The 19,431-nt window shown below is 62.9% G+C and carries 16 protein-coding genes and 1 pseudogene; 11 read left to right on the plus strand and 6 right to left on the minus strand.

The window, feature by feature from the left end; genetic code table 11:
* Positions 1-3 precede the first annotated feature (3 nt).
* The 3 genes and pseudogenes from OGV19_RS10265 to OGV19_RS10275 form a co-directional block, all read right to left on the minus strand.
* A pseudogene (locus OGV19_RS10265) lies at positions 4-265 on the minus strand (DotU family type IV/VI secretion system protein); the annotation flags it as partial.
* A gap of 342 nt (positions 266-607) precedes the next feature.
* Positions 608-1,486 (minus strand): phosphatase PAP2 family protein, encoded by an 879-nt coding sequence (locus OGV19_RS10270; RefSeq protein ID WP_264313275.1) that lies wholly within the window; start codon positions 1,484-1,486, stop codon positions 608-610.
* A 2-nt stretch (positions 1,487-1,488) separates the two neighbouring features.
* Positions 1,489-2,178, minus strand: a complete 690-nt coding sequence (locus tag OGV19_RS10275; RefSeq protein WP_264313276.1) for a lipopolysaccharide core heptose(II)-phosphate phosphatase PmrG — start codon at positions 2,176-2,178, stop codon at positions 1,489-1,491.
* A gap of 300 nt (positions 2,179-2,478) precedes the next feature.
* Between OGV19_RS10275 and OGV19_RS10280 the strand changes: the two genes are divergently transcribed.
* The 8 genes from OGV19_RS10280 (at position 2,479) to OGV19_RS10315 (ending at position 11,798) form a co-directional block, all read left to right on the plus strand.
* Positions 2,479-3,219, plus strand: a complete 741-nt coding sequence (locus tag OGV19_RS10280) for a gluconate 2-dehydrogenase subunit 3 family protein (protein ID WP_264313277.1) — start codon at positions 2,479-2,481, stop codon at positions 3,217-3,219.
* A gap of 3 nt (positions 3,220-3,222) precedes the next feature.
* On the plus strand, positions 3,223-5,007 hold the full coding sequence (locus tag OGV19_RS10285; RefSeq protein ID WP_264313278.1) for a GMC family oxidoreductase: 1,785 nt from the start codon (positions 3,223-3,225) through the stop codon (positions 5,005-5,007).
* A 12-nt stretch (positions 5,008-5,019) separates the two neighbouring features.
* Complete coding sequence (locus OGV19_RS10290; RefSeq protein ID WP_264313279.1) at positions 5,020-6,312, plus strand: cytochrome c; 1,293 nt, start codon at positions 5,020-5,022, stop codon at positions 6,310-6,312.
* Positions 6,313-6,646: 334 nt separating this feature from the next.
* Positions 6,647-7,669, plus strand: a complete 1,023-nt coding sequence (locus OGV19_RS10295) for a LacI family DNA-binding transcriptional regulator (protein ID WP_264313280.1) — start codon at positions 6,647-6,649, stop codon at positions 7,667-7,669.
* Positions 7,670-7,733: 64 nt separating this feature from the next.
* The gene (locus OGV19_RS10300) at positions 7,734-8,513 is read left to right on the plus strand and encodes an IolE/MocC family protein (protein ID WP_264313281.1); all 780 of its coding nucleotides are present in this window, start codon (positions 7,734-7,736) and stop codon (positions 8,511-8,513) included.
* Complete coding sequence (locus OGV19_RS10305; protein ID WP_264313282.1) at positions 8,506-9,456, plus strand: sugar kinase; 951 nt, start codon at positions 8,506-8,508, stop codon at positions 9,454-9,456. The genes OGV19_RS10300 and OGV19_RS10305 overlap by 8 nt, the downstream gene beginning before the upstream one ends.
* 63 nt (positions 9,457-9,519) lie before the next feature.
* The gene (locus OGV19_RS10310) at positions 9,520-10,812 is read left to right on the plus strand and encodes an MFS transporter (protein ID WP_264313283.1); all 1,293 of its coding nucleotides are present in this window, start codon (positions 9,520-9,522) and stop codon (positions 10,810-10,812) included.
* Between the two features lie 11 nt (positions 10,813-10,823).
* On the plus strand, positions 10,824-11,798 hold the full coding sequence (locus tag OGV19_RS10315; RefSeq protein WP_264313284.1) for a 2-hydroxyacid dehydrogenase: 975 nt from the start codon (positions 10,824-10,826) through the stop codon (positions 11,796-11,798).
* An 18-nt stretch (positions 11,799-11,816) separates the two neighbouring features.
* Here OGV19_RS10315 and OGV19_RS10320 read toward each other — a convergent pair whose 3' ends face one another.
* Complete coding sequence (locus OGV19_RS10320) at positions 11,817-12,782, minus strand: endonuclease (protein ID WP_264313285.1); 966 nt, start codon at positions 12,780-12,782, stop codon at positions 11,817-11,819.
* A 342-nt stretch (positions 12,783-13,124) separates the two neighbouring features.
* On the opposite strand from OGV19_RS10320, the gene codB reads away from it, so the two are divergent.
* Genes codB through codA form a run of 3 tightly spaced genes read left to right on the plus strand, consistent with a single transcriptional unit; the run spans position 13,125 to position 16,850 of the window.
* Positions 13,125-14,390 carry a cytosine permease gene (codB, locus tag OGV19_RS10325; protein ID WP_264313286.1) on the plus strand — a complete coding sequence of 422 codons (1,266 nt, stop codon included), beginning with the start codon at positions 13,125-13,127 and terminating at the stop codon, positions 14,388-14,390.
* Positions 14,387-15,604 (plus strand): PucR family transcriptional regulator, encoded by a 1,218-nt coding sequence (locus OGV19_RS10330; protein WP_264313287.1) that lies wholly within the window; start codon positions 14,387-14,389, stop codon positions 15,602-15,604. The genes codB and OGV19_RS10330 overlap by 4 nt, the downstream gene beginning before the upstream one ends.
* Positions 15,605-15,608: 4 nt before the next feature.
* Positions 15,609-16,850, plus strand: coding sequence for a cytosine deaminase (gene codA, locus OGV19_RS10335; RefSeq protein ID WP_264313288.1), 1,242 nt, complete (start codon positions 15,609-15,611; stop codon positions 16,848-16,850).
* Between the two features lie 34 nt (positions 16,851-16,884).
* On the opposite strand, the gene OGV19_RS10340 is transcribed toward codA, so the two are convergent.
* Both OGV19_RS10340 and OGV19_RS10345 read right to left on the minus strand, forming a co-directional pair.
* The gene (locus OGV19_RS10340) at positions 16,885-18,015 is read right to left on the minus strand and encodes an alginate O-acetyltransferase AlgX-related protein (protein WP_264313289.1); all 1,131 of its coding nucleotides are present in this window, start codon (positions 18,013-18,015) and stop codon (positions 16,885-16,887) included.
* Positions 18,015-19,430 carry an MBOAT family O-acyltransferase gene (locus tag OGV19_RS10345; RefSeq protein ID WP_264313290.1) on the minus strand — a complete coding sequence of 472 codons (1,416 nt, stop codon included), beginning with the start codon at positions 19,428-19,430 and terminating at the stop codon, positions 18,015-18,017. Before OGV19_RS10345 ends, OGV19_RS10340 begins: the two co-directional genes overlap by 1 nt.
* Position 19,431: the final 1 nt, after the last annotated feature.

Raw genomic sequence — 19,431 nt, forward strand, 5'->3', positions numbered from 1 at the left:
CCGCTACTGCTGCAAGACGGCGTTGAGCGACTGCAAAACTTCGGCGGTCAGCAAGTTCAGGCGGTAGCCGTAGGCGCAGGCCATGGCGATGACCGAGCGCACCCAGGGCCATTCCCGGCGCATGCGATGGGGGCAATGAGCGACATTGGAATAGGGGTCGCACACCTGCTCGGGCGTGGGGCCGCGGAGTGCGCGAATGAGCGTGTATCCGAGAGATCAGCGCGTTGAGGGTTTCATTACCCTGGAAGTCCGGGTCGGCGGCGTAACCGACAGGTTGCGCGTTTGCGGTGATTTCACGTGTTGCACGGGTATGCGATGGCCGCTCCCCACGCACGTCTTCAAGCAGGATTGGCTTGTTGGTGGGCACTGTTCTGGCAGTGCCATCGGGCTCGCTGGACATTCCTGATCCTCGTGTTCCGGCAGGCAGCGTATGCAATGGGCATGGACCGCCCATGCGGCCCGACGAATGCATTTAGCTGAAGCCGAAACACTAACGAGGAATCAATTCATGGGAGAGTATTGAGCGTCCTAAAACGTTGTAGGAAAGTTCGAATTCTGCTCTGTATAAGAAACAATTAGTTGCAGGTAGAGAGGGCGCGGGGTGTTTTCAAGCATTCCGATGCGGCGCTTTCTCGGCGCAAAGTCGCGCTTGCAAAGGCAGTGGGCTGATCGAAGGGGCTGGGAAACCCTGCCTTGCAGGGCTGTGGCTCGGCGCCTGCAAAGCGCTACGCCCATAGAACAGCAGCGCGGTGGCCCAGGTGGTGAACCAGACAAAGATGCCGGCCCAGAATGTGTGGGACATGTAATGCCAACCCTGCAGCACCCGCGTAGTGCCGTAGACAAAGCCGACTATTAGTATCGCCACCAGCAGCTTGCGCGCATGCGCCCAGCGGTGGCGTAGCGCCACGAAGTACAAGGCCAACAAGGTGAAACCGCTGGAGGCATGACCCCCTGGCCAGCAGCGGCCATCGCCGGCCTTGTTCAGCCAGGAGAAGTGCTCGAACCACTCGACCCTGGCCTGCTGGCCGCCGTACAGCGTCGTTTCCACCGGGCAGTACACGCTGGTATGGCTTTTCAGGTAGTGGATGACCGTGGTGCACAGCGCAAAAGCGACCACCACGAACAACAAATCGCGCCGATGGTGGGTAGTGAAGCGCAACACCGGCGCGATTCGGGTTGCCTCCAGCAACCGGGTCAACCGCCACTGAGGATGGTTGGCCAGGCGGGGCCAGGCAAACGACAGCAGCGAGCCGATCACGGCCAGCTCGCCGGTCCAGTTCGGTAATACCCGTGGCCACTTGTGGGTGACCTTTTCAAACCACTGATCGTGCAACAGCGGAAACTGGCCGGTGGTCGGGTCGATCAGCAGGTTGCTGATCCAGCGGTCGAGCTCGGTCAGGTCGAATGCCACGAACACAATGGCTGCCAGCAGCAGTGGCAGCAGCAGGTTGTTGCGGTAGAAGGCGGCGCGTGCGGAGAGGGGCATGGTTAGATTTCCCGAGCATTGGCAAGTTTGCGCCACTGGCTGGCAGCCATCTGGCCTAGCACCCGCGGCTTGCCGTTTTCGCCCAGGGTGATGAACAGCGCACTGGCGTAGCTGTTCGTGTCGGCGTCAGTGGCAACCTGGAGTTGCTGCTCTACCTGTTCCATACAGCCACTGTGGCTGACCAGCACCAGGTTGCGGCCGGGTTGCTTGTGGGCGAAGGCATTACTGGCGAAGGTGTGGTCACATTGATTGAGCCAGCCCTGTGTGGCGATGGCCTTGCCGAACATGAACTGCGCGGTTTGCTGGGTGCGCACCTCGGGGCTGGCCCACACATCGGCGTTACGCAGGCCAAGGCGGTGCAGGCCCTGGCCGACATCGGTGGCTACCCGGCTGCCCGCCAGGGTAATGCCGGTGGGGTCGCCCAGGCAGGCACCACGAGAGCGGTCGCAGCGTTCGGCGTGGCGCAGAACAACCACAACCGAACCTTTGGACCAGGCGCTATAGAGGCCGCTGCCGTGCAGCGCATGCGGGTTGCCAAGGTCGGCCATGGCCGGGCGTGCTGATGCCCAGGCAACGATAGCCGCCAGCGCGACCGAGACGCACAAGGCCGCCAGCAGCGCTCTGGCGCGGGGCAATCGGTAGGGCTGGGCGAGTTTGAGGACCGGGGAGGTGTCGATGACGCCATGCAACATGCTGTCACTCCAGTGAGCGCGGGCAACGGAGGCGAACCTGGGGTTCGGCCTGTGCAAAAGTGGACGCACTTTAGGAAGCAGGATGTCGGCAGAGGGTGAGGCTGATGTGAAAAATACCTTATCCGTCGTGCTTGGCGATTGGCGGAGGCCACAAAAGTCAAGGATGAAACCGGTTTCAAAACATTTCTGAACGCGCTAGATTATTCGGCTGTCTGCTACACGCGCCTCCGGCGCACGTACTCCATTGAAAAATCAGATGGCGCAACCCAAGGCCGCCCTAAACGCTGATGAGGATTAGAAATGCCTGAGCATGCCCCAGACAATCCGCGCCGGGAATTCCTGCGCAAGACCTTGACCTTGATACCCGTCGCGACCGTGGCCAGCACCGGGCTGGGCCTGGGTGCCAGCCAACTGCTGGCCGAGCCGGTGCGTGAGTCCAAGGTGCCTGTCGCTGCGCCGGCGGGCAATTATCAGCCGACCTTTTTCACGGCCGAAGAATGGGCCTTCGTGCAAGCGGCGGTGGCCCGTATCATCCCAGCAGATGAACTGGGCCCGGGCGCGCTTGAGGCCGGGGCCGCCGAGTTCATCGACCGCCAGATGAATACCCCCTACGCGACCGGCGCGCAGTGGTACATGCAGGGGCCGTTCAACGCCGACGCCGCGCCAGAGCTGGGCTACCAGTTGCAGCTCAGCCCGCAACAGATCTATCGCCTGGGCATCGCCGCTGTGGATGGCTGGTGCAAAGCCAACTCCGGTCAAGTTTTTGCTGCGCAAGATAGCGCTACCCAAGACCGTATTCTCGGCAAGGTCGAAGCCGGTGAGCTGGTTTTCGACGCACTGCCGGCGAAGCTGTTTTTCAGTTTGCTGGTGCAGAATACCCGCGAAGGGTTCTTCTGCGACCCGATTCACGGCGGCAACAAAGGCATGGTGGGCTGGACCCAGATCGGCTTCCCCGGCGCCCGGGCTGACTTCATGAACTGGGTCGAGCGCAATGAGCCTTACCCGTTCCCGGCAGTGTCCATCCGCGGCGAGAGGGCCTGAGCCATGGCGAATGTGTTGCAGAAAGTAGACGCTGTGATCGTTGGCTTCGGCTGGGCCGGCGCGATCATGGCCAAGGAACTGACCGAAGCCGGGCTGCACGTGGTTGCCCTGGAGCGTGGCCCAATGCAGGACACCTACCCGGAGGGCAGCTACCCGCAGGTGATCGATGAACTGACCTACAGCGTGCGCAAGAAGCTGTTCGTCGATGTGTCGAAAGAGACCGTCACCATCCGCCACAGCATCAACGACGTCGCGCTGCCCAACCGCCAGTTGGGTGCCTTCTTGCCTGGCAAGGGCGTGGGTGGTGCGGGCCTGCACTGGTCTGGCGTGCACTTTCGGGTAGACCCGATCGAGCTGCGCATGCGCAGCCATTACGAAGAGCGCTATGGCAAGGCGTTCATCCCTGAGGACATGACCATCCAGGACTTCGGCGTCACGTACCAGGAGCTTGAACCGTACTTCGACTTTGCCGAGAAGGTCTTCGGCACCTCGGGCCAGGCCTGGACCGTGAACGGCACGCGGGTCGGCGAAGGGAAGGGCGGCAACCCTTATGCCCCTGATCGCTCGAACCCGTTCCCGCTGCCCGCGCAGAAAAACGTGGTGTCGGCAAAGCTGTTCGAAAAGGCCGCTAGCAGCCTTGGCTACAAGCCGTACAACCTGCCGTCGGCCAACACCTCCGGCCCTTACACCAACCCTTATGGCGCACAAATGGGGCCGTGCAACTTCTGCGGTTTTTGCAGCGGCTACGTGTGCTACATGTACTCCAAAGCCTCGCCCAACGTGAACATCCTGCCGGCGCTGCGCCAAGTGCCGAACTTCGAACTGCGCGCCAATGCCCATGTGCTGCGGGTGAACCTGGATGACAGCAAGCGTAAAGCTACGGGCGTGACCTACATCGACGCACAAGGCCGTGAAGTGGAACAACCGGCGGAGCTGGTCATCCTCGCGGCGTTCCAGTTCAACAACGTGCGCCTGATGCTGCTGTCGGGCATCGGCAAGCCGTACGACCCGGTCAACAACGAAGGCGTTGTCGGGCGCAACTTCGCGTACCAGAACATGGGCACGGTCAAAGCGTTCTTCGACAAGGACACCTACACCAACAACTTCATCGGCGCCGGCGGCAACGGTATCGCGATCGATGATTTCAATGCCGACAACTTCGACCACGGGCCACACGGTTTCGTCGGTGGCTCGCCCATGTGGGTCAACCAGGCGGGCAGCCGCCCGATCGCCGGCATCGCCAACCCGCCCGGCACGCCCACCTGGGGCAGCGCCTGGAAAAAGGCCACGGCCGACTACTACACCCACCAGGTTTCGATGGACGCCCATGGCGCGCACCAGTCGTACCGTGGCAACTACCTGGACTTGGACCCGACCTACCGCGACGCCTTCGGCCAACCGCTGCTGCGCATGACCTTCGACTGGCAGGAAAACGACATCAAGATGAACCAGTTCATGGTCGACAAGCTCAGCAAGATCGCCCAGGCGATGAACCCTAAGGCCATTGCCGTGCTGGGCAAGAAGGTCAAAGAGCACTTCAATACCGCCAGCTACCAGACCACTCACCTCAACGGCGGCGCGATCATGGGCACCGACCCTAAGACCAGTGCGCTTAACCGCTATCTGCAGAGCTGGGACGTACACAACGTCTTCGTCCCGGGAGCCTCGGCGTTTCCGCAAGGGTTGGGTTACAACCCGACCGGGTTGGTGGCGGCACTGACGTACTGGTCGGCACGCGCGATCCGCGAGCAGTACCTGAAAAACCCTGGCCCACTGGTTCAGGCTTGAGGAGCGATGAGCATGAAGAGAATGTTGATCGCAACCCTCCTGTGCGGTGCAAGCCTGTCGGCCCAGGCCGACAGTACGCGGGTAAAACAGGGCGAGTACCTGGCGCGCGCGGGCGACTGCGTCGCGTGCCACACGGCTAAGGGCGGCAAGCCTTTCGCAGGTGGGCTGCCCATGGAAACCCCCATCGGCACGGTGTATTCGACCAATATCACCCCCGACGCCAGTGGTATTGGCCAGTACAGCTTCGAAGACTTCGACCAGGCCGTGCGCCATGGCGTCGGCAAGGACGGCAGCACGCTGTACCCCGCCATGCCGTATCCGTCGTACGCGCGCGTCAGCGATGACGACATGCGTGCGTTGTATGCCTACTTCATGCAGGGCGTCGAGCCCGTTGCGCAGCCCAACAAGGCGACGGATATTCCATGGCCGTTGAGCATGCGTTGGCCATTGGCGATCTGGCGCGGCATGTTCGCGCCAGAGGTAAAGGGCTGGCAGGCCTCGGCTGCCGCCGACCCGGTAGTCAATCGCGGCGCGTACCTGGTCGAAGGGCTTGGGCATTGTGGCGCCTGCCATACCCCACGCGCCTTGACCATGCAGGAAAAGGCTCTGAACCCGCAGGAAGGCGAGCAGTTTCTGGCAGGCAGCGCGCCGCTTGAAGGCTGGATCGCCAAAAGCCTTCGCGGTGACCATAAGGATGGCCTGGGCAGCTGGAGCGAAGCGCAGCTGGTGCAGTTTCTCAAGACCGGCCGAAGCGAGCGCAGCGCGGTGTTTGGTGGCATGAGCGATGTGGTCGAGCACAGCATGCAGTACATGAGCGAGGCTGACCTCACTGCCATTGCCCGTTACCTCAAGACCCTGCCCGCGAGCAATCCTGACGACACGCCCCATGTCTATGACAAGCAGGTCGCAGAGGCGCTGTGGAAAGGCGATGACAGCAAACGCGGCGCGTCGGTGTACATCGATAACTGCGCGGCCTGCCACCGTACCGATGGTCACGGTTATACCCGGGTGTTCCCGGCACTGGCCGGCAACCCGGTGGTGCAGACGGCGGATGCAACGTCGCTGATCCATGTGGTGCTGGCCGGCGGCACGGTGCCCGCGACGCACACGGCCCCGTCGAACTTGACCATGCCGGCGTTTGGCTGGCGGTTGAGTGACCAAGAGGTCGCTGATGTGGTGAGCTTCATTCGCACCAGCTGGGGGAACCAGGGCGGGGCGGTGAAGGCGGGCGATGTCGCCAAGCTGCGCACGGATGACTTGAAGCATACCTCTGGGGATGGCCTTGGGCAGGTGACAAGTCACTAGCGATTGTGAACTCGGTGGGGTTCATCGCCGACGATCTCGCAACCCTGCCCAGCCTCTCGGGGTTGCGCGATCACGCAGCGAACACTGGTCAGTGTGGGAGCGGGCTTGCCCGCGAAGATGCCAACGCGGTGTATGGCACCGGCTTCGCCGGTGTTCGCGGGCAAGCCCGCTCCTACAGTCTTTGCTGAATCAATAAGTTATGTGTTGTTCCAAGAGAGCAGCTTGAAACCAGTAGAATGAATCCCGACGAACGGTAGGTGACTAAATGCGCCGGTTTTGATGTATTGAAACCGGTTTCATAAGCCCTCACCGACAATAATCACAAGGGACACCGATGACCGACCTACCTGCCAATGCCCGCGAACGGGTGACCATCAGCGAAGTAGCCCGCGTCGCCGGTGTATCCAAGGCCACCGTCTCGCGCTATATCGGGGGTGATCGCCAGTTGCTGGCCGAGGCGACCGCCAAGCGCCTGGAAGAGGTCATCGAACGCCTCGGCTATCGCCCCAACCAGATGGCCAGGGGCCTCAAGCGCGGCCAGACCCGGCTGATCGGCATGTTGGTGGCGGACATCCTCAACCCCTATTCAGTCGCGGTGATGCAGGGCGTCGAAACCGCCTGCCGCCAGCACGGCTACAGCCTGGTGGTGTGCAACACCAACCGCGACGACGAGCAGGAGCGCCATCACCTGGTGGCGCTGCAGTCCTACAATGTCGAGGGGCTGATCGTGAACACCCTCGGCCACCATCCCGGCGAACTGCTCAACCTGCAGCGCGACATACCCATGGTCCTGGTGGATCGCCAATTGCCTGAGCTCAAGGTCGACCTGGTCGGCCTGGACAACGCCGACGCCGTCGAACAGGCCCTGGACCACCTGCAGGCCCAGGGCTACCGCGACATTCTGGCGGTCACTGAACCGCTCGACGGCACCAGCTCGCGTCTGGAACGGGTACAGGCTTTTGGTGCATCCATCAACCGGCGTTCGGGCATGCGCCAACAGCTGCTCGAAGTCAGCCCAGCCCTGGAAGCCGGCCTGGCGTCGTTTCTTTCGGCCAGTGGCCATGGCCCGCAGGCCATCTTCACCTTCAACGGCGTGGCCACACTGGCCGTCACCCGCGCCTTGCACGACTCGGGTTGCAACTTGTTCAAGGACGTCGGCCTGATCGCCCTCGACGAGCTGGACTGGTACCCCCTGGTCGGTAGCGGCATTACCGCCCTGGCCCAGCCCACCGAGCGTATCGGCGTGGCCGCCTTCAACTGCCTGCTGGATCGCCTGCGCGGCGAAAGCGGGGCGCCCCGGCGCATCGATTTCAAGGCCGACCTGATCATCCGAGGTTCAACCCACTCACGCGAATGAACGACAGGCACGTGGCGATTTAGCCGTGCCAAAAAATGAAACCGGTTTCATAAGGACAATAACAATGCGCTCGAACCCCGTTTCCATCAGTCTCTCCAGCTACGGTGCCACCTTTGTGCGGCAGCGCGGCCAGGAGCATTTTCTGGACCTGCTGGCCGCCGCCGGCGTGGCCCGCGTCGAATTGCGCGAAGAGCTATTCGACAGCGCGCCAGACACCGCCGTGCTAGCCGCCGCCATTGCCGCGTCGAACCTCGAATGCCTTTACTCCACGCCCCTTGAGCTGTGGACCGAGCAGGGCCTGCCCGATACGCGTCTGGCCCAGAAACTGGCGTTGGCCCGCTCACTGGGTGCAGTGGCACTGAAAGTGTCCCTGGGGCACTACAACGACACCTGCGATGTATCGGCCTTGCGCACGCTGTTACCTGAAGATGGCCCGCTGTTGTTGGTCGAGAACGACCAGACCGAGCAGGGTGGGCGCATCGCACCCATGCTGGGGTTCTTCCAGCGTGTCGACGACCTCGGGCTGCCGGTGGGCATGACCTTCGACATCGGTAACTGGCAGTGGCAGGCGCAATCCGCGCAGCAAGCGGCCCACAAGCTTGGGCGCTGGGTGCGTTACGTGCATTGCAAAGCGGTCGATCGGCTGCCCGATGGGCGACGGGTCGCGGTGCCGCCAGACGCGGACGATCTGCAGGCGTGGGATGCCTTGTTGCGTGCGTTCACGCCCGGCGTGGTACGTGCAGTGGAATACCCATTGGCCGGCGACGATTTGCTGGCACTGACCCGCGCTCACGTCAGCGCGCTGTCCATGCTCGGGCTGGGCCAGGAGGTGAGCCATGCATGAGCATGACGTGCTGTGCTTTGGCGAGACCATGGCCATGTTCGTGGCCGAGCAGGTGGGTGACCTGGCGCAGGTTGGGCAGTTCGGCAAGCGCATTGCCGGTGCCGACAGCAACGTTGCCATCGGTCTTTCCCGACTGGGTTTCAAGGTCCGCTGGCTGAGCCGTGTGGGTGACGACTCCTTGGGCCGTTTCGTCCTCGACAGCCTGCGCCGGGAGGGGCTGGATTGCACTGACGTGGAAATTGACCGCAAACACCCCACCGGTTTTCAGCTCAAAGCCCGCTGCGAAGACGGCAGTGACCCCGCCGTGGAGTACTTCCGTGGCCACTCTGCCGCCAGCCTGCTGTCACCGGCGCTGATCCGCCCGCACTGGCTGCAGGCCCGCCATCTGCACGCCACCGGTATTCCCTTGGCGCTTTCGCCAGGTTGCAGGGCATTGTCCCACGCACTGGTGGATGCCATGCGCGCGGCCGGGCGCAGCATCTCGTTCGACCCCAACCTGCGCCCTTCGCTGTGGCCAGACCGCACGCGCATGGTCCGCGAGATCAACGCCCTGGCCGTCAAGGCCGACTGGGTGCTGCCGGGGCTGGAGGAGGGGCGCCTGCTGACCGGTCAGCAGACCCCAGCGGACATCGCCGCGTTCTACCTCGACAAAGGGGTGGAGCTGGTGGTGATCAAGCTGGGTGACGAGGGCGCCTACTATCGCACCGCTAACTGCGAGGGCCAGGTTGCTGCAGTGCCGGTGGCCAAGGTGGTGGACACCGTCGGCGCCGGTGACGCTTTTGCCGTCGGCGTGCTCAGTGCCTTGCTCGAAGGCCGTGAATTGCCACAGGCGGTGGCACGCGGCAACTGGTGTGGCAGCCGCGCCGTGCAGTCACGCGGCGACATGGAAGGCTTGCCGCTGCGGCACGAACTCGCGGAGCACGACCTGCGCAGACGCGCCTGATTGCCTGGCCCCGAACCCTCTGTACCTGTTGCAACAAAAACAAAAAGCTCAGGAGCACACATCATGCAAACGACAAGTCTCGCCCGCCGCCGCTGGTGGTACATCATCCCGATCGTGTTCGTCACCTACAGCCTGGCCTACCTAGACCGCGCCAACTATGGGTTCGCCGCAGCGTCCGGCATGGCCGATGACCTGAAGATCACCCCGGTGCTGTCATCGTTGCTGGGGGCGCTGTTTTTCCTGGGTTACTTCTTCTTCCAGGTGCCGGGCGCCATCTACGCCGAAAAACGCAGCGTGAAGAAGCTGATTTTCGTCAGCCTGATCCTCTGGGGCGGCCTGGCCACCCTGACGGGCATGATCAGCAACGTGTACATGCTGATCGGCATCCGCTTTTTGCTCGGGGTGGTGGAGGCGGCGGTGATGCCGGCGATGCTGGTGTACCTCTGCCACTGGTTCACCCGCGCCGAACGCTCCCGGGCCAACACCTTCCTGATGCTGGGCAACCCGGTGACCATCCTGTGGATGTCGGTGGTGTCGGGCTACCTCATCAAGCACTACGACTGGCGCTGGATGTTCATCATCGAAGGCTTGCCGGCGGTGATCTGGGCGTTCTTCTGGTGGCGCCTGGTGGATGACCGACCGGCCCAGGTCAATTGGTTGAGTGCGCAGGAAAAGGCCAGCCTGGAGCAAGCCCTGGCGGCGGAACAGCAGGGCATAAAGCCTGTAAAAAACTACCGCGAGGCGTTCCGCTCGCCCCAGGTGATCATCTTGTCGATGCAGTACTTCTGCTGGAGCATCGGTGTCTATGGCTTCGTGCTCTGGTTGCCTTCGATTCTGAAACAGGCGGCGAACGTCGATATCGTGCAGGCCGGTTGGTTGTCGTCGGTGCCGTACCTGGCGGCGGTGCTGACCATGGTCGGGGTGTCCTGGGCGTCGGACCGCTTGCAGAAGCGCAAGCGATTCGTCTGGCCACCGTTGTTGATTGCGGCGCTGGCGTTTTACGGTTCATACGCCCTGGGCAGCGAGCACTTCTGGTTGTCCTACGCACTGCTGGTGATTGCCGGCGCCTGCATGTACGCGCCCTACGGCCCGTTCTTTGCCATCGTTCCGGAAATCCTCCCCAGTAACGTCGCCGGTGGCGCCATGGCCTTGATCAACAGCATGGGCGCGCTGGGTTCGTTTGGCGGCTCGTGGCTGGTGGGCTACCTCAATGGCGCCACCGGCGGGCCCGGCGCTTCGTATCTGTTCATGTGCGGTGCGCTGCTGACAGCGGTCGCGCTCACCGCAGCGCTTAAAACCTCACAAACGCCTGGCCGGGCCAAGCGCGGCGGCTCTCACCTGGCAATGAGCCAATAGGAAACCCTGGTATGAAGAAGCGAATCGTCCTTTACAAGCGCCTGTCCGACGACCTCATGGCGCAGTTGCACCAGCAGGTTGATGTGACCTGGGTAGATACCGCACGCCAGGACGGTCTGGCCCGTTTGCGCGATGCGCTGCCAGGCGCCCATGGGCTGTTGGGCGCGAGCTTGCGCCTGGACAGCGGCCTGCTTGACCTGGCCCCGCAACTGAAGGTGATATCCAGTGTGTCGGTGGGGGTGGACAACTACGATATTGCCGACCTGACCCGGCGCGGCATCATGCTGACCAACACGCCCGACGTACTCACCGAAACCACCGCTGACACAGGCTTTGCCCTGATCCTGGCCAGTGCGCGTCGGGTCGTGGAGCTGGCGGGGTGGGTGCGTGACGGCCACTGGCAGGCCAACCTTGGGCCAGCGCACTTTGGCAGTGATGTGCATGGCAAGACGCTGGGTATCGTTGGCATGGGCCGCATTGGCGAAGCGCTTGCCCGGCGCGGTGCAGCCGGCTTCGGCATGCGTGTGCTCTACCATAGCCCAAGCGCCAAGCCCGAGGTCGAGGCGCGTTATGCTGCTCGCCATTGCAGCCTTGACGAGCTTCTGAAGCACGCGGATTTCGTGTGCCTGACCGTGCCACTGAGTAGCACCACCGAAGGCCTGATCGGTGCACGCGAACTGGCGCTGATGAAGCCTGAGGCGTTTCTGGTGAACATTGCGCGTGGGCGCGTGGTAGACGAAACCGCGCTGATAGCGGCCTTGCGTGAAAAACGCATCCGCGGCGCCGGCCTGGATGTGTTCGTTCAGGAGCCGTTGCCGAGCGACTCGCCACTGCTGCAACTCGATAACGTGGTGGCGACCCCGCATATCGGCTCGGCAACGCACGATACCCGCGAGGCCATGGCGCGCTGTGCAGTCAGCAACCTGCTCAGCGCGCTGGCCGGTGAGCGCCCGGCAAACCTAGTGAACCCAACGCCTGGGCGTTGATGCATCAAGGCGCAGCGGCTAGCGGCAGTTGCCCGCTTTGCGATAGCCCGCCGCTTGCGCCTCACCTTCGGAACCGAACATCACCTGGTTCTTCGAGCCCACCTGGGTGTAACCCGGGCAACCGTTGGCCAGGTGATAGACATGGCTGTTGCGGTTACCGAGCACGGCGCCGGTTGCCGCAGTGCTGGCCAGGCTGGGCTTGACCGCTTGCGGGGTGGGCTTGGCCGGTGTGGCTTGCACAACGCCACTGCCAACCGGCTTGTAGTCGGCGGTCCATTTGCGTTCGCCGGTCACGAACGGGTTGGCGTGGCCCATGATGGCGGCGATGCGCCGGTCACGCTCTTTTTCCCAGGCTGAGACGGGGTGCTGTTTGTCCCACGCCATCAGCAGTTGTTGCTGCTGACGCGACATGTTCAGCTTGTAGCGGTCGAACATGTAGAAGGTGGTACGGGCAACCAGGCCTTTGACTTCGTCACGCGGTTCGGCGGCGCGCTGCACGAAATCGACCTTGGTCGGGCATTGACCATATTGGCCAGCATTGCCCGACACCATGCCGTAGTTGAAGTTGCTGCGATCACCGTTGACCTCGCCCACAGCCGGGTAGAGGTTGAACAGGTCGGCTTCCATGGCCCGGAAGACCGGATCGTCGTCGACACAGTGCTCACGACCGCCGTTCTTCCAGCACTGGCGCTGATTGCCGAAGGTATAGGCGGGCACGATGTGTTCCCACTCGGTACGTTCGGCACGGTTTTGCTGCTTTCGGGTTTCGTAACCGCACGAGGCGGCATCGATGCGCCCACCCGACTTGCCCACCCAGGTCCATTTGCAGCCGCAATACAGGTCGCCCATGGCGCTGCTTGCCTGGTCCAGGTAGATCTTCTGTTTAGCGACGACCTTGGCTTCGGTGAAGGTCGAAGGCGGGTTGGCGAAGGCGGGGAGGTTGACGGCGAGGAGCAGGGATACGGCGTAGAGCAGTTTTTTCATGGGGGAAAGCAGATTTCAGAGACGGGCGTGCATTGTAATCAAAAAAAGCCTAAGCATTTGATTTTACTGGGTTGTATGAGGTCGTCTCGACCGGCGACCCCGCCCTGATAGGCTGACGCTGCTGGGCTGGGTGAAAACTACCCATTGCTGTTCATCTTTGGTGCATATTTGCCTTTATTTAAGGCAGCAAGCACACACCGAATCCGCCAATCCTTGCTTAACTGTGCATGTTGCACAGTTAATGTTGTGCCGTTCGCCTCGGGTTTCGGTGGTCAAGGCTCACTGTTAAACCGGCCCGCATATTGCTCTATCTGCTCCAACTACCACCCGGAGCCCCGTGCAATGAGCTCACCTACCGAATTCCCGCTTTGCGAAGCCCCGCCATCTTCGCGCAAGGGCCTGCTACCCATTGCGATGGTGCTGTTCAGCTTCACCTTCTTCACCGGCACGATGTTCGCTGGCGGCAAGCTGGGCATGGCCTTCAACTTTGTCGACATGCTGTGGGTTGCCACGCTCGGCAACACGTTGCTGGCCTTGTACGCCGCTACCCTGGCGTTCATCGCTTCACGCAGCGGGCTCAACACCGTACTGATGGGCCGCTTCTGCTTCGGCGAAGCGGGCAGCCGGCTTTCGGATTTTTTGCTGGGTTTCGCCGAGCTCGGCTGGTACGCCTGGGGCACGGCGACCGTGGCGATCGTGCTGGTCAAACTGCTGGGGCTGGCAGGTGGCTTTACGGTGCCGTTGATGGTGCTGTTCGGCCTTGGTTTCAGCATCACGGCCATCATTGGCTTCAAAGGGCTTGACCTGCTGTCACGGGTTTCGGTGCCGTTGATGTTTACGCTGCTGCTGGTGTCGATGTACATCGCCACCCGCGATGCCGGCGGGTTTGCGGGGCTGGTAGCCGTGGTGCCGCACGAGACCATGACCTTTTCAGCCGCAGTGACCATGGTCTTCGGCACCTTCGCCAGTGGCGCTACCCAAGCCACCAACTGGACCCGCCTGGCGCGTAGCGGACGGGTGGCGGTGGTGGCCAGCATCGTCGCCTTTCTGCTTGGCAACGGCCTGATGGTGGTGGCCGGAGCCTGGTGCGCGATGGTGTATCAGCAGGCTGACATCGTCGAGGTGATGATGCTGCAAGGCCTCTCGTTTGCGGCGGTGGTGATGCTGTGCCTGAACCTGTGGACGATCCAGGGCCCGACCATCTACAACGTGTCGGCAGCCGCCTGCCATCTGCTGCGCAGTGAACGCCGGCGTACCGCAACGCTGGTAGCGGCCGGGGTAGGGATTGTGCTGGCCATCGGCGGCATGTACGAAATGCTGATCCCGTTCCTGGTGCTGTTGGGCTCGGTCATACCGCCGGTGGGCGGCGTGATCATGGCCGACTTCTGGTACCGCCATCGCGGCCAGTATCCGGCATTGGCCACGGTGGCCCTGCCGCGCTACAACCTGATTGGGCTTTTCGCTTATGCCGTCGGTGCGGTACTGGCGTATGCCTCGCCCTGGGTCGCGCCGCTGGTGGGCATTGGCGCTTCGGCGCTGTGCTACATCCTCATGCTTGAGCTGAACGGGCGGCGCCGCCTGGCAGGCGAGGCAGGTGTCGAACCGTGAGCCTGGCGCTGGATGAAATCCTCCACCTGCCCGGCCTGCAGGACATGGCCGTTCGTGCTGGCGCGCGCAACCTGCAGCGGCGGGTGCGCTGGCCATACGTAGCGGAGAACGAAGGCATCGCCGAGTGGGTGATGGGCGGCGAGCTGGTGTTCGTCACGGGCATCAATCACCCTCGCGGCGAGGCCAACCTGCTGAGCCTGGTGGAGGACGGCGAGGCAGTGGGCATCGCGGGCATGGTCATTCTCACCGGGGGTACTTTTATCCAGCGCATCCCGCCAGCGGTACTGGCGCGCGCCGAGCAACTGGGCTTGCCGTTGATCGAGCAGCCCTATGCGCTGAAGATGGTTGTGGTCACCCACTTGATCGGCACGGCATTGGTGCAGATGACGCAGGTGCGGCGCTCGCGCAACGATATTCTGGGCCAGTTGCTGACCGGAGACTACCCAAGCCTGGCGATTGCCCGGCAGCGGGCGGCGCACCTGGCGTTGGCGCTGGACGAGCCGCGGCGCCTGCTGGCGCTGCGCTTGTCGGGCGTCGATGGCTTGTTCGAACGCCTCGGCCTGGCTCAAGGCGAGCGCGTATGGCAAGGCGTTCGCCAAGCCCTGGAAGACCAGCTTGAGGCGTGGTGCCGTGGCCGGCCGGGAACCGTGACCGCGCACTTGCCGGGTGACCTGTTCGTGATGCTGCTGCCCGACGCGCCGGAGCTGCCTGCTACCCTGGCCGCGCTGCATCGGCAATTGACCCCCGTGGCGGGGGCGTTGGGCCTGTACATGGGCCTGTCGAGCCTGGCCGAGGATTGCGCCCACTACCGCCAGGCACTGAACGAAGCACGTCAGGCCCTGGAAGTGGCGCAGAATCTGCGCCCGGCCAATGGTTTTTGCGACTTCAGCGAACTGGGCGTACTGCGCCTGCTGCAGGGCATCGTCGATCACTCGCTGATCGACGATTTCGTGGCCCAGACACTAGGCCCGTTGATCACACCCGGGCGCAAGCACCCCGATACCCTGGTGCATACCCTCGATGCCCTGCTCAAGGAGAACGGCAATGGCCTGAAGGCCGCCCAACGCCTGGGGTTGCACCGCAATACCATCAACCAACGCATTCAACGCATCGAACAACTGAGCGGGCAGTCATTGGACGACCCGCTTTTTCGTATGAACGCTTCGGTGGCCATGCTGGTGTGGCGCATGACCGAAGCCCAAGGCAAGGAGTAACTCCATGAACATCATCAACGCACGCTTGCGTGGCAAGGCTGGCCTGTTTCGTATCGAACTCAACGGCGACCGTATCGCCACTATCCAGTCCCAGGCTGACGCGGTGGCACTGGGTGCCCCCGGTGACCTGGATGCCAAGCAGAATCTGGTGGTGGCCCCCTTTGTCGAACCGCACATTCATCTGGACGCCACCCTTACTGCCGGCGAGCCGAAGTGGAACATGAGCGGCACCTTGTTCGAAGGCATCGAACGCTGGGCCGAGCGCAAGGAAATCACCACCCACGAGGACATCAAGACCCGCGCCACGAAGACCATCGGCATGCTGGTTGACCATGGCATTCAGCACGTACGCACCCATGTGGATGTCACCGCCCCCAAGCTCACGGCGCTCAAGGCCATGGTCGAGGTGCGTGAAGAGGTGCGCCACCTGGTCGACCTGCAGATTGTCGCCTTCCCCCAGGAGGGCATCGAGTCGTACGCCAACGGCCGGGCGCTGATGACCGAAGCGGTGGCCATTGGTGCCGATGTGGTCGGCGGCATTCCGCATTTCGAGAACACCCGCGACCAGGGCGTGTCATCGATCAAGTTCCTGATGGACCTGGCCGAGCGTACCGGCTGCCTGGTAGACGTGCACTGCGACGAAACCGACGACCCGCAGTCGCGCTTTCTTGAGGTGCTGGCCGAAGAGGCCCGCGTGCGCGACATGGGCGCCCGGGTCACGGCCAGCCATACCGTAGCGATGGGGTCCTACGACAACGCCTACTGCTACAAGCTGTTCCGTTTGCTCAAGTTGTCGGGCATCAACTTCGTCTCGTGCCCAACCGAAAGCATCCACCTGCAAGGGCGCTTTGAGAGCTACCCCAAGCGCCGCGGTGTTACCCGCGTGGCGGAAATCGACCGTGCGGGCATGAACGTATGCTTTGGCCAGGATTCGATCGTCGACCCGTGGTACCCGTTGGGCAACGGCAACATCCTGCGCATTCTTGAAGCTGGGCTGCACATTTGCCACATGCTCGGGTACGAAGACTTGCAGCGCTGCCTGGACCTGATCACCGACAACAGTGCGCGCACGCTGAACCTGGGTGATCGTTACGGCATCGAGGTCGGGCGGCCGGCCAACCTGCTGCTGTTGTCGGCGCCGGATGACTACGAGATGGTGCGCAGCCAAGGGCATGCACTGGTGTCGGTGCGTAATGGCAAGGTGCTGATGCGGCGTACGCCGGCGCAGGTCGAACGCTTGGCCTGACATCGCTGACACTTTATTGAACGCCCTGGACGTATCAGGGCAACCCCAGCCCCCCCTCAAACGCTGTTTGCAGATCCCGCTCGGGTATTTCCCATATCAGCAGCTTCGGGGGCGTTTCAAGAAATGCTGGGCTGGCAAAATAGGCCTTGGCAGCGCCGGAAAACTCACCGCCTTCCTTGGCGAAGTTCCCCACCGGTGCACCCAGCGCCAGTTGCAGATAACCGGCAAAACCGGAGTTGTGGGAGAACGATGTGCCGATCAGCGCCACGTTTGGCAGGGCGCTGTCGCCAAACAAGTCATCGAGGTCGTCGTCGCTGGGCTGCAGGTCCAGGGCCTGAACCTGCGACACAACCACCTGCTCGACGGGAGGTTGCAGCGCAAGCGGCAACCAATCGATGCCGGCCAGGCGCACCAGGTCGCCGGGGCGGGGGGCGGCAGGGGCCTGCGCAAGCTCGAAAGCTTGCCGTGGGGAGGGCACTACCTCAAGCGCTGCAATAGCTTGCGCGACAAACGTGGCAGCGGCTTGTGCTCCGGCCTCGCTCCAATGGCTGTCGGTTCGCAAATACGCCCGCTTGCCAAGCACCGTCAAGCGCTCGCCCAGGTCAAGGGCGGGCACGCCGCCGGCCTCCAGTAGCCCCCGCCATTGCACCACGCGCGATGCAAAACTGGCCGGGCGGTACAGGTGACACAGGGCGGTGCTGGCGACTCTGCTTTTATCCGGCACGATCGCCACCAGCAACTGGATACCCCGTTGTGCCAACGCCTGGCGCAAGCGGATAACGGCCTGGGCCTTGGCCCGGGCATTGTGCTCAGCCTGGGGCTGCATGTGCAGCTCGTCGGTGAGGAACAGCCAGCCAGGGCAACCCTCGCGCACGCGTGGGCCCAGGTCGGCCATCAGTAACCAACGGCTGCCGCGCTCCAGGTCGGCGGCGTGCTGCGGCAGCGGCGCCTCAGGCAACTGCTTGGCCAGGTGGTGAGTGAGTTCGCCATGCAGCAGTGCATCGCGGTCCAGGTTGGGTGCCAGCCAGGCGATGGGTTTGCGCAACAACCAGGCACACGAGAGCAACGCGCCCACCAGGAACAGGACGAACAAGTAACCCGCGAGGGCGCTGGTGCGTAGGGCCAGAGGGGATGGCGGTGGTGCAGTTTCAGGCGTCTTGTTCATCAGAATTGGAAGTACAGGAAGGGCACGGATTCGCGACTGGCGATCAGGCAGAACGACAAGGCGAAACCCAGCACGGGCCAAAGGGACGCCGACCACAGGAACAGGGGATGGTCGGCGAATTGTTCTTCAACGGTGGGTTGCAGTAGCGGGGCCAGTATCGCCAGTACGCCCAGCACCGCCGCCACCCCATGCACAGGGCGCAGGGTGGTGGCCATGGCGTCGCCAAGGGCGATGCCGTGCAAGCCCAACTGGCCTGCATACATGCCCAGCGCAGTGGCGAAATCAGGTGAACGGAACAACGTCCAGGCCAGGCAGACGAACAGCAACGTGGCGGTGTGTGCCGCCCAGCTCGGCAGGCTGGGCAGGTGCGAACGCGACCAGGCCCGGTCGATGCACAGGGCGATGCCATGGGCCGAGCCCCAGAGCAGGTAGTTCCAGCTGTCGCCGCCGTGCCACAGGCCGGCGATGGCCATGGTCAGGAATAGGTTGCGATACGTGCGCCAGGCACCTCGTCGGTTCCCGCCCATGGCGATATACAAGTAATCGCGCAGCCAGGTGGACAGCGACAGGTGCCAGCGGCGCCAGAAGTCCTGGATGCTGCTGGCCAGGTAGGGGCGGTTGAAGTTCTCGGGGAAGTGAAAGCCCAGCATCAGGCCAAGGCCGATCGCCATGGCGCTGTAGCCGGCGAAGTCGAAAAACAACTGCAGCGAGTAGGCCAGGCAGCCGATCCAGGCATCGACCAGCGACGGCTGCTCAAGCGCGAAGGCGACATTCGCGAGCGGGGCCAGGGTATCTGCCACCAGCACTTTCATGCACATGCCAACCATGAACCGGCGTGCCCCCAGGGCGAAGTTCTGCCAGTTGAACAGGCGTTGTTCGAGTTCTCGACGCACCCAGTCATAGCGAATGATCGGCCCGGCAATCGAATGGCCGAACATCGAGATGTAGGTGGCAAAGCGAACGAAGCTGCGCTCTACCGGCACCACATGGCGATGCACATCCACCAGGTACGAGATGGCCTGCAGCACGATGAATGAAAGCCCTGCTGGCAGGGCGACCCTCTGCCATTCCATGGGCAAGGCACCGTAGTGGAGCAGCAGGTCGTTGTACGTAGCAGCCAGGATGTTGGCGTATTTGTACCAACACAGTACGGCCGTGTTGGTGACGATGAGGGTAACCAACAGGTACAGCCGGGGCCTGCGGTGTTCCTCGGTGCGCACCACCAGCAAGGCGCCGGCCCAGGCCAGTACGGTCAGGGCCATGTGCAACATCAGGAACAGCGGGCTTAACCAGCTGTAGAACAGCCAACTGCCGATCAACAGGACCAGGTTGCGCCAGGCGGGCCGTACCCACGCATAGACCAATAGGAATAGCGGCAGGAACAGCGTGAGAAACTCAAGCGAAGCGAAGACCATG

The organism is Pseudomonas putida, from assembly GCF_025905425.1.
GTDB lineage: Bacteria > Pseudomonadota > Gammaproteobacteria > Pseudomonadales > Pseudomonadaceae > Aquipseudomonas > Aquipseudomonas putida_AF.

Coding starts and splice junctions, on each gene's coding strand:
- OGV19_RS10270 (WP_264313275.1), bottom strand. CDS start 1,486: ATGCCCCTCTCCGCACGCGCCGCCTTCTACCGCAACAACCTGCTGCTG.
- OGV19_RS10275 (WP_264313276.1), bottom strand. CDS start 2,178: ATGTTGCATGGCGTCATCGACACCTCCCCGGTCCTCAAACTCGCCCAG.
- OGV19_RS10280 (WP_264313277.1), top strand. CDS start 2,479: ATGCCTGAGCATGCCCCAGACAATCCGCGCCGGGAATTCCTGCGCAAG.
- OGV19_RS10285 (WP_264313278.1), top strand. CDS start 3,223: ATGGCGAATGTGTTGCAGAAAGTAGACGCTGTGATCGTTGGCTTCGGC.
- OGV19_RS10290 (WP_264313279.1), top strand. CDS start 5,020: ATGAAGAGAATGTTGATCGCAACCCTCCTGTGCGGTGCAAGCCTGTCG.
- OGV19_RS10295 (WP_264313280.1), top strand. CDS start 6,647: ATGACCGACCTACCTGCCAATGCCCGCGAACGGGTGACCATCAGCGAA.
- OGV19_RS10300 (WP_264313281.1), top strand. CDS start 7,734: ATGCGCTCGAACCCCGTTTCCATCAGTCTCTCCAGCTACGGTGCCACC.
- OGV19_RS10305 (WP_264313282.1), top strand. CDS start 8,506: ATGCATGAGCATGACGTGCTGTGCTTTGGCGAGACCATGGCCATGTTC.
- OGV19_RS10310 (WP_264313283.1), top strand. CDS start 9,520: ATGCAAACGACAAGTCTCGCCCGCCGCCGCTGGTGGTACATCATCCCG.
- OGV19_RS10315 (WP_264313284.1), top strand. CDS start 10,824: ATGAAGAAGCGAATCGTCCTTTACAAGCGCCTGTCCGACGACCTCATG.
- OGV19_RS10320 (WP_264313285.1), bottom strand. CDS start 12,782: ATGAAAAAACTGCTCTACGCCGTATCCCTGCTCCTCGCCGTCAACCTC.
- codB (WP_264313286.1), top strand. CDS start 13,125: ATGAGCTCACCTACCGAATTCCCGCTTTGCGAAGCCCCGCCATCTTCG.
- codA (WP_264313288.1), top strand. CDS start 15,609: ATGAACATCATCAACGCACGCTTGCGTGGCAAGGCTGGCCTGTTTCGT.
- OGV19_RS10340 (WP_264313289.1), bottom strand. CDS start 18,015: ATGAACAAGACGCCTGAAACTGCACCACCGCCATCCCCTCTGGCCCTA.
- OGV19_RS10345 (WP_264313290.1), bottom strand. CDS start 19,430: ATGGTCTTCGCTTCGCTTGAGTTTCTCACGCTGTTCCTGCCGCTATTC.